The organism is Bradyrhizobium sp., assembly GCF_036009065.1.
Classification (GTDB): domain Bacteria; phylum Pseudomonadota; class Alphaproteobacteria; order Rhizobiales; family Xanthobacteraceae; genus Bradyrhizobium.
This window is the reverse complement of record NZ_DASYMN010000024.1, coordinates 1-9,067: the sequence shown is the minus strand read 5'-3', so window position 1 is coordinate 9,067 and position 9,067 is coordinate 1. Positions and strand designations below refer to the sequence as shown.

Annotated in this window: 8 protein-coding genes, 1 tRNA gene and 1 pseudogene; 7 read left to right on the top strand and 3 right to left on the bottom strand. The window is 62.4% G+C overall.

The window, feature by feature from the left end; genetic code table 11:
* Together VGP39_RS01455 and VGP39_RS01450 are read right to left on the bottom strand one after the other, a co-directional pair.
* A pseudogene (locus tag VGP39_RS01455) lies at positions 1-243 on the bottom strand (hypothetical protein); the annotation flags it as partial.
* Between the two features lie 53 nt (positions 244-296).
* A complete protein-coding gene (locus tag VGP39_RS01450; protein WP_327566330.1) occupies positions 297-1,379 on the bottom strand; it encodes a hypothetical protein in 1,083 nt (360 codons plus the stop codon).
* A 325-nt stretch (positions 1,380-1,704) separates the two neighbouring features.
* Here VGP39_RS01450 and VGP39_RS28085 point away from each other — a divergent pair, with 325 nt between their 5' ends.
* Positions 1,705-1,872: a glycosyltransferase gene (locus VGP39_RS28085; RefSeq protein WP_414644540.1), complete on the top strand. Its 168-nt coding sequence runs from the start codon at positions 1,705-1,707 to the stop codon at positions 1,870-1,872.
* Positions 1,873-2,100: 228 nt separating this feature from the next.
* Complete coding sequence (locus tag VGP39_RS01445; protein WP_327566329.1) at positions 2,101-2,472, top strand: hypothetical protein; 372 nt, start codon at positions 2,101-2,103, stop codon at positions 2,470-2,472.
* Positions 2,473-2,610: 138 nt separating this feature from the next.
* On the opposite strand, the gene VGP39_RS01440 is transcribed toward VGP39_RS01445, so the two are convergent.
* Positions 2,611-2,685, bottom strand: a tRNA-Asn gene (locus VGP39_RS01440).
* 267 nt (positions 2,686-2,952) lie between these two features.
* Between VGP39_RS01440 and VGP39_RS01435 the strand changes: the two genes are divergently transcribed.
* From VGP39_RS01435 to VGP39_RS01415, 5 genes are all read left to right on the top strand, one after another.
* Positions 2,953-3,126: a hypothetical protein gene (locus tag VGP39_RS01435; RefSeq protein ID WP_327566328.1), complete on the top strand. Its 174-nt coding sequence runs from the start codon at positions 2,953-2,955 to the stop codon at positions 3,124-3,126.
* A gap of 124 nt (positions 3,127-3,250) precedes the next feature.
* On the top strand, positions 3,251-3,916 hold the full coding sequence (locus tag VGP39_RS01430; RefSeq protein ID WP_327566327.1) for a protein-L-isoaspartate O-methyltransferase: 666 nt from the start codon (positions 3,251-3,253) through the stop codon (positions 3,914-3,916).
* 202 nt (positions 3,917-4,118) lie between these two features.
* Complete coding sequence (locus VGP39_RS01425) at positions 4,119-5,525, top strand: TolC family outer membrane protein (RefSeq protein WP_327566326.1); 1,407 nt, start codon at positions 4,119-4,121, stop codon at positions 5,523-5,525.
* Positions 5,526-5,795: 270 nt separating this feature from the next.
* Positions 5,796-6,512: a DUF2497 domain-containing protein gene (locus VGP39_RS01420; protein ID WP_327566325.1), complete on the top strand. Its 717-nt coding sequence runs from the start codon at positions 5,796-5,798 to the stop codon at positions 6,510-6,512.
* A 222-nt stretch (positions 6,513-6,734) separates the two neighbouring features.
* The coding region (locus tag VGP39_RS01415) for a valine--tRNA ligase (RefSeq protein WP_327566324.1) at positions 6,735-9,067 on the top strand (2,333 nt) is incomplete at its 3' end.

Sequence of the window (9,067 nt, the reverse complement as noted above, 5' to 3'; positions counted from 1 at the left end):
TTCGTGCTCGCCGAACGCGGCCTTGGTCCATATCCATTCGCCGATCAGGCTCGGCCAGACCTCGGCGAGCACTTCGTTCATCTGCCAGCCGACATGGGTGCCGAAATACATGAACAGCGAGAACGGCTGGACCGAAAAGCCCTGCTGCTCCAGGAACGGCTTGAGCAATCCGAGCTGAAACGACGGAAAGCGCCCGGATAACGTCGGCATGCTTACGAGGGCGATCGGTTTTTCGGACGGCATCAGTCGGCTGGTTCTCCGAACATTGGCGCTAACCCACCGGTTTTCCGGACGTCCTATTTGTTACCGGTCGGCTTCTTCTGCGGTGCGATCTCGGGGCGGATCTCCGGCCTGATCTCGGGACGGATTTCCGGCCGCACCTCCGGCCGTACATCGGGCCCGATCTCCGGGCGTATTTCCGGTCTGATCTCGGGACGGATTTCAGGCCTGATCTCCGGCTTATACTCCGGGCCGATTTCGGGACGCACCTCCGGCTTGTACTCGGGGCCGATTTCGGGACGCACTTCCGGCTTGTACTCCGGGGCGATTTCGGGACGCACTTCCGGTTTGATCTCGGGCCTGGTCTCGGGCGCTACTTCGCCCAGGATGGGGGGCCGCCGCTTGTAGTCCGGCCGGACGTCCGGGGCCACTTCGACAATCTTTCCAGGATTTTTCTTGTAGTCGGGACGAACATCCGGCGCGACCTCGACGATGGGTCCGCGCTTGGCGTCGGGTCTGGCGCGCGGCGCAACCTCGACGATGGGTCCATACCGGGCGTCAGGCCTGATTTCAGGGGCAACCTCGACGATCCGTCCCCCCCGTTTCACGTCCGGCCTCACGCTGGGCGCGACCTCGATGATCGGTCCGCCGCGTCGGACGTCCGGTCGGCCGGCAGGGGCTATCTCGGGTTTGACCTCGGGGCGGTACGCCGCGCGTGGCTTGGTCTTTGCCGTCCTTGCCTTGGCCGGCTTGGCCTTTGCCGTCTTTGCCTTGGCCGTCTTGCTCTTAGCCGCCTTGGTCTTAGCAGATTTGGTCTTGGCGACTTTGGTCTTGCCGGCCTTGGTCTTGGCAGACTTGGCCTTTGCAGACTTGGCCTTTGCAGATTTGGACTTGGCAGACTTGGATTTGGCGGACTTTGTCTTGGCAGACTTTGTCTTGGCAGACCTGGCTTTGGCGGCCTTGGCCTTGGCAGACTTGCCCTTGGGCTTCTTCATCGAATCGATCCTCCCCTGAAAGATCAGTCGGCGATAGTCCGGTCTCTGCTTATCATACGGCAACCTATAGACGAATAACAATTTCAGCAGCCGCTGCCTCGGACTCTTGGCGACGACGGCGTTTCGGCAAGCGTCGCCGCGGTTGCGTTCGGCGGCCGAGGTCAACCGCAATCGTGACGGGAGAAACGATTGCGGCACGCGCTACGGAGGGAGCATCGGGCTGGGAAAGATGCTGGAGCAAAGCGGATGGACCGGCTTCCAGTTCGGCCGCCCCGCCAGGGACAAGAATCGCGCCGAAGGTTTTCATTGTCGCGAATCGCTTCCGCGGTCCCGATGGTCCAACCAAGGAAGCGAACAGATTTCATGCGCTTGCGGCCCGACTGAGATTGAGCGGCTTTACCGATGGTCACGGGTTCGCCGCTTGTGTTATCGCAAGGTTGAACCTCGCATTTTATGACCCAGCACAAATCCAGTTCGTTTCAGCGTCGTTATTCCACCTTCAATCGGGTTGGTTTTTCTTCGACAAGCCGTTGCTTCCGCCCTCGGGCAAACCGGGTTCGATGATTTCGAAGTGCTGGTTGTCGATGATTGCTCCGACGATGCAACATGGTCTTACCTGCAAAGTATCGAGTGTACGCCTGCCGATCATGCGCAATGATCGTCGGCTGGGAATGGGGCCCAACTGGAAGAAGGCGATCGAGTCCAGCAGGGGCCGCTTTATTTACGTCCTTCAAGACGACGATATGGCCTTGCCGCAATTGCTTTCGATTCATCGTCGCTGTTCGACCGGTACAGAGGAGCAGAACTGCTTTGCTTCGCCGCGAGCCTGGTCGACCAGGCCGGCGAGAACGCCGAGATGTACTGTCGGCCGGAACGGGAGGCCGTATTGCCCGCGCCGGACGCCTTGCTTCAGTTTGCCAGCCACTGGACCGTCAGCAGCTCGCAAGTGGTTTTCTCGCGCGATGTCTATGCGCGTCACAACGGTTTCGACCTGACCGCACCGATACTTTCCGACGCCCATGCAATACTGCGATGGATGATCGACGCCGACACCATCGTGTATCCCGATCCTCTCTCGTTGCGCCGGCGATGGCTGGGTTCAGTCACCGCAAAGACGCGAAATTCATCCGAAATGGCAGAGACGATGACGTTTTTGGTGAAGAACGTTTTGCACCATGCGACAGCCTCAAAAACGCTCACCGCCGCGCAGCTTTCGAAGCTTCAATCGGCGCTTGAGAGGACTTTCGTTTCTGCCTAGCTACGAAAAGCGGCGGCTGGCATCTCGCACCGACGCGGCGGGGTATCCTGGAAAACGGACATGACCAGTTTTTCGGCCCGTCGCTGAGCGCGGGTCAACGAGGCGTGAATTATCGTCGCGTTCAATGGATTTGGATGTTGGCTCCCCGGGCCGGATTCGAACCAGCGACCAACCGGTTAACAGCCGGTTGCTCTACCACTGAGCTACCAGGGAACAGAGCGAAACAGTCTTCGCAAGGGGCAGCGTATAACAAAGCCCCCAAGGCTTGCAAAGCGGGAAATAAGCCGATCCGGCGCGGTGTCAATGCCGGATGAAAGCCGCTGCATGGTGGCGATCGCTCACGTTTCTGGCTGAGCAAGGCGCCGTTCGGGGTGGCATCGCGCCAAATGGAAGACCCGACGGCGTCAGGAACCGGACGCCAAAACGTCTCATTCCGGCACGATGCTTGCTTCTGCTGGTACGATTCCGAAGGTGATTTTGATGTCGACCGCCCATTCCGACCAAGCGATTCCGTCGATCGTTCCAAGCGATGTGCTATCGATGAGCTATGAGGAGTGTCTCATCCGGCTCGCGCGCGCGGTCGAGGATCATGATGCCGGACAACTCGACGAAGTAGCGCGGCTGATCGGACGGCTGGTCGTCGCGATCGAGTAGCCGGCCCGCCCAGCCAATATTCCATGACTGATGTGATCGCGCCGGTGGCACGGCCGCGATGTTGCGTTTTGGCCAAGCATGCATCAAAGATGCCGGAACTTCCTTTCCGATGCAGGGATCGCCGATGTCCGATTTTTCGACCGCACGTCAGAAAATGGTCGATGGTCAGGTGCGCCCCAGCGACGTCACGGACCTTAGGATCATCGACGCGATGCTCGCCGTGCCGCGCGAGGCGTTCGCACCCGAAGACCAGCGCGCGCTGGCCTATCTCGACCTCGACCTCGATGTCGGCGAAGCCGGCGCCACGAGGCGTTTCCTGATCAAGCCGGTGGTGATCGCCAAGATGCTGCAGGCCGCCGAAATCAGCGAGACCGACAGCGTCCTGGTGGTCGGTTGCGCGAGCGGATATGTGGCCGCGGTGGTGGCAAAACTTGCGGGCCGGGTGACCGCGACCGAATGCGACGATGCGCTGGCTGCGAAAGCGGGCGATGTGCTGGCCAGACTCGGCTTCGGCAATGTAACGGTCCGGACCGCTGCTGCCGCCGATGGGGACAAGATCAATGCCCCCTATGACGTGATCGTTCTTTCCGGGGCAACCGAGATTATTCCGGAACGGCTTTACCGGCAGCTCAGGGATGGTGGGCGGCTGGTGGGGGTGTTTGCAACGAGCCGGCCGCCGCGGGCGATGATTGTGACGCATTCCCACGCCGACTTTGGCGACCGGGCGCTTTTCGATGCGGCCGTGCCGGTTCTGCCGGGGCTGGAGCGGCCGCCGGCGTTCGTTTTCTAGCGCAAACAGCGCATAAATCTCGTTCCAGATCAGAGGTGTGGCCGAGATGCTTCATCGCAAGAGTTTCCACCGGGATTCGGCTCCGGGGGTTCCGTCGCACTATCGCGGCGAATAAGCTGGGACGGGAAATCGACTCAAGTCGAAGGCAAATAACCCGGCCGGCGCTGCCGAGCCGGGAGGCGTCGTAGATGGATTATCTCGAATGGGTGGCGTGAGGATCGTTACCGGAACCGCGGCAGCGGTCCTGCTGTTGGCGAGTATCGGGGTTACTCCCGTGCTGGCTGATACGATCGATGCCGCGCTGGTGCGCGCTTATCAGAACAATCCGCAGCTGAACGCGCAACGCGCCCAGGTCCGCTTCACCGACGAAAACGTGCCGCAAGCGCTGTCGGGCTATCGACCGCGGGTCGCGGTCACCGCCAGCGCCGGAACCCAGTATACGGATACGCTGACCACCGCGGGCGGCGGCCCTAACAATCTCGTCAAGACCGGGATCCACGGCGTCAACTCGCCGCGCTCCATCGGCACGACGATATCGCAAACGGTATTCAACGGGTTTCAGACGGCGAACCGGACCCGCGCGGCGGAGGCACAGGTTTCCGGAGCGCGCGAGGGTTTGCGGGTTCTCGAACAGTCGGTTCTGCTCTCGGCCGCCACCATCTACATGGACTACTTACGCGATTCGGCGATCGTGGAGGTTCAAAAGAGCAACGTTCGCGTCCTCGAACAGACCTTGAAGCAGACGCGTGACCGCTTCAGCGTCGGCGAAGTGACCCGCACCGACGTCGCCCAATCGGAGGCGCAGCTGGCCGCCGGTCGCACCCAGTTGCTGACCGCCGAATCCAACCTGGTCACGACCAGGGCGAATTTCCGCCGCATCATCGGCAACGAGCCCGAGGCGCTCGCACCGGGTTCTCCGGTAGACCGCTTTCTGCCGGTGTCGCTGCCGGGCGCGGTCGATCTCGGCCTGACCGAAAATCCCAACGTCACCGCGGCGATGTTCGGCATCGATGTCAGCTTCCTTCAGGTCAAGGTGAGCGAAGGCGCGCTGCTTCCAACGGTCACGTTGCAGGGCTCGGTGCAGCAGTCCTACGAGCAGACGCTGACGTTTTATCGCCAGTTCGGCGCCTCGGCGATCGCGCAGCTATCCGTGCCGGTCTATCAGGGCGGCGCGGAATATTCGCTGATCCGGCAGAACAAGGAAAGCTTGGCGCAGCAGCGTCTCGCGCTTGAGCAGGTGCGCGACCAGACCCGCTCCAACGTCGTTACGGCGTGGGGCCAGCTGGTGGCGGGCAAGGCGCAGGTCCAATCTGCGCAATCCCAGGTATCGGCGTCGGAGATCGCGCTCAACGGCGTGCGCGAGGAAGCCAAGGCCGGGCAGCGCACGACGCTCGACGTGCTGAACGCGCAGCAGGCGCTGGTCAACGCGCGCGTCGCGCTCGTTACCGCCCAGCATGATCGCGTCGTTGCGTCCTACGCCGTTCTGAACGCCGTGGGACGGTTGGCGCCGATCGTGCTGGGCCTGAAGACAAACGTCTACGATCCGAGCGTGCACTATCATCAGGTCCGCGACAGCTGGGCCGGCGTTCGCATCCCCGACGGCCGCTGACCGAATCCGGCGAATCGCAAAAGGCTGTCTCCGCAGCCCGTTGCTTGCAATCAATTGTTGCCATGACGTAGCCTTGCCGCAGGGCTACAAGGCGATTCGCGCGGCATCGTAGTGGTGATGTTGCGGTGCTTGGGTGAGGCTGGACGGCGCGAATCAATCGAGAGGCGCTTGATCTGGGGACAAGTCGGCGCCTGCGAATCCGGAAACGGCCAATCCTGCCTCGCTTGATGTAAGACGCTTAGCCAAGGCGTTGGAGATGTGGAGTCGGAGATGACGCAACCTGCAAAGGTCCAGGAACCTTCGATGGAGGAGATTCTGGCGTCGATCCGGCGCATCATCGCCGACGACGAAGCCAAACCTGCCGAGATGGCTGCCGCGCCGGCCGCATCGGCGAGGTCTGGCGCAGCGCCGGTGGCAAAACCGGCAGCCATGACCGATATCCCGCCCTCGGCCATCGCCGCGGCCCAGCCAACACCGGCAAAGGCGCCGGCGCCGAATCCGCCTGCCGCGGCCAATAGCCAGGACGACATCGACGCCATGCTGGCCGGGCTGGATGCGGCAACGTCCGAGGCCGAGGTCCGGCCGCCGCTGCCGGATGGGGATGTATTCGAACTCACCGACGAGATGGCGCTGCCGGATCCACAGCCGGCGCCATTCCAGAAGGTTGAACCCGACGATGACCTGGAATTCAGCGAGGCCGTCGCCAGCGCCCCGCGGCATCGTCAGCCCGCGTTCGAGCCGCCGCCGATCTACGAGAGTCCGGCCGCGCCGGCCCAGCAGATGTTGTCGCGCTCGACGGTCTCCGCAGTCGAGTCGGCCTTCAATACGCTCGCCAACACCGTGCTCAGCAACAACGCGCGGACGCTGGAAGACCTGGTCAAGGAAATGCTGCGGCCGATGCTGAAATCCTGGCTCGACGACAATCTGCCCGGGCTGGTCGAGCGCATCGTCAAGGCGGAAATCGAACGGGTTTCCCGCGGCCGCTAGCGTGATGGAATTTAGGTTGACGCGGCTCCCTTTCGCCTCTCCCCTGCGGGGCGAGGTGAGCTGAGCGTCGCGGCGATTCAACTTAAAACCATCATGCACCTAGCCCTGCGTCCGCATCAGGCGCTGACCAAGCCTTCATTCCGCCATTGCATGCCGTTTTGTTGACCGGGCCGCCTGATTTGCCGTGTTGACTCAGGGCGTTGTGGCGGCTTTCTAGCGCCCATGATCGAGAAGACCTACCAGCCCGCCGAGATCGAAATCCGCATGTCCCGCCTCTGGGAGGAGGCCGGCGCCTTCAAGGCCGGCCGCCCCGAACGCCGCGACGCAAAACCGTTCACCATCGTGATCCCGCCGCCGAATGTCACGGGATCGCTGCACATGGGACACGCGCTCAACAACACGCTGCAGGACGTACTGTGCCGGTTCGAGCGGATGCGCGGCCGCGACGTGCTGTGGCAGCCCGGCACCGATCATGCCGGCATTGCCACCCAGATGGTGGTGGAGCGCCAATTGATGGAGCGCCAGCAGCCGGGCCGCCGCGAGATGGGCCGCGCCAAATTTCTCGAGCGCGTCTGGCAATGGAAGGCCGAGAGCGGCGGCGTCATCGCCAACCAGCTGAAGCGGCTGGGGGCGTCCTGCGACTGGTCGCGCGAACGCTTTACCATGGACGAGGGGTTGTCGCGCGCGGTGATAAAAGTGTTCGTCGCGCTGCATCGCGACGGCCTGATCTACAAAGACAAGCGCTTGGTGAACTGGGATCCCAAGCTCCTGACCGCGATCTCCGATCTCGAAGTGCAGCAAATCGAGGTCAGGGGCAGCCTGTGGTATCTGCGCTATCCGCTGGAGGGCAAGACGTTCAACCCTGAGGATCCGTCGAGCTTCATCGTCGTCGCCACCACGCGGCCGGAAACGATGCTCGGCGACACGGCCGTGGCGGTGCATCCGGGTGATGAACGGTACGCCGATCTCATCGGCAAACGCGTAATCCTGCCATTGGTCGGGCGCGCGATTCCGATCGTCGCGGATGAATATTCCGATCCGGAAAAAGGCTCCGGCGCGGTGAAGATCACGCCGGCGCACGACTTCAACGATTTCGAGGTCGGCAAGCGGCATGGACTGCCGCAGATCAGCGTGCTCGATCAGGAGGGGCGTCTGACGCTGCTCGGCAACGAGAATTATCTGCGCGATCTGCCGGTGGGCTCGACACAATTCGCGGAAGAATTTGATGGCGCCGATCGCTTCACCGCGCGCAAAGAGATCGTGGCCCGGCTTGAGGATTTCGGTTTCCTGGAGCGGATCGAGCCCAACACGCACATGGTGCCGCATGGCGACCGCTCCGGCGTGGTGATCGAGCCGTATCTGACCGACCAGTGGTATGTCGACGCCAAGACCATGGCCGAGCCCGCCATCGAAGCGGTGCGCAGCGGCGCAACGTCGTTCGTGCCGCAGAACTGGGAAAAAACCTATTTCGAATGGATGGAAAACATCCAGCCCTGGTGCATCTCGCGGCAGCTGTGGTGGGGCCACCAGATTCCCGCCTGGTACGGACCGGACGGAAAAGTGTTCGTCGCAGAAACGGAGGAAGAGGCGGTCGGCAACGCGCTCGGTTATTACGCCGAGCAGGAAGTCATTACGCCGGAGCAGGGGCGCGAGATGGCGCTCGACCCGGCAAAACGCTTAGGCTTCATCACCCGCGACGAGGACGTGCTCGACACCTGGTTCTCCTCGGCGCTGTGGCCGTTCTCGACGCTGGGCTGGCCGGACGATACCAGGGATGTCGAGCGCTATTATCCGACCGATGTGCTGGTCACCGGTTTTGACATCATCTTCTTCTGGGTGGCCCGGATGATGATGATGGGCCTGCATTTCAGGAAAGAGGTGCCGTTCCGCGATGTCTATATCCACCGTCTCGTCCGCGACGAGAAGGGCGCGAAGATGTCGAAGTCGAAAGGCAACGTCATCGATCCGCTCGGCGTCATCGACGACTACGGCGCCGACGCGCTACGCGTTGCGCTGGCGCGCGCGGCAGCCCAGGGCCACGACATCAAGCTGTCGCCGCAGCACGTCGAAACCAACCGCAATTTCGCGACCAAACTCTGGAACGCCTGCCGCTTCGCTGAGATGAATGGCTGCGTGCTGCCGCCCGGTTTCGATCCGGCCAAGGCGAAGGAAACGCTCAGCCGCTGGATCGCGCATGAGACCTCGCGCGCCACGCGGGAGGTCTCCGAGGCGATCGAAGGCTATCGCTTCAACGATGCCGCGGGTGCGGCCTATCGCTTTGTCTGGAACGTGTATTGCGACTGGTATCTCGAACTCGCCAAGCCGGTGCTGATGGGCGAGGAGAGCGACGCCAAGACCGAAACCCGCGCCATGGTGGCGTGGGCGCGCGATGAGATCCTCAAGCTGCTGCATCCGTTCATGCCGTTCATCACCGAAGAACTGTGGCGTGTCACCGCCGAGACCGGACCGACGCGCGACGGGATGCTCGTTCTCGGCGCTTGGCCGACGCACGACGGCCTCGACGATCCGAAGGCCGAGGCCGAGATCGGCTGGCT

Bases quoted from the DNA above. Each gene is read 5' to 3' on its own strand.
- VGP39_RS01420 (WP_327566325.1), top strand. From the start codon at position 5,796: ATGACGCAACCTGCAAAGGTCCAGGAACCTTCGATGGAGGAGATTCTG.
- VGP39_RS01435 (WP_327566328.1), top strand. From the start codon at position 2,953: ATGTCGACCGCCCATTCCGACCAAGCGATTCCGTCGATCGTTCCAAGC.
- VGP39_RS01425 (WP_327566326.1), top strand. From the start codon at position 4,119: ATGGGTGGCGTGAGGATCGTTACCGGAACCGCGGCAGCGGTCCTGCTG.
- VGP39_RS01430 (WP_327566327.1), top strand. From the start codon at position 3,251: ATGTCCGATTTTTCGACCGCACGTCAGAAAATGGTCGATGGTCAGGTG.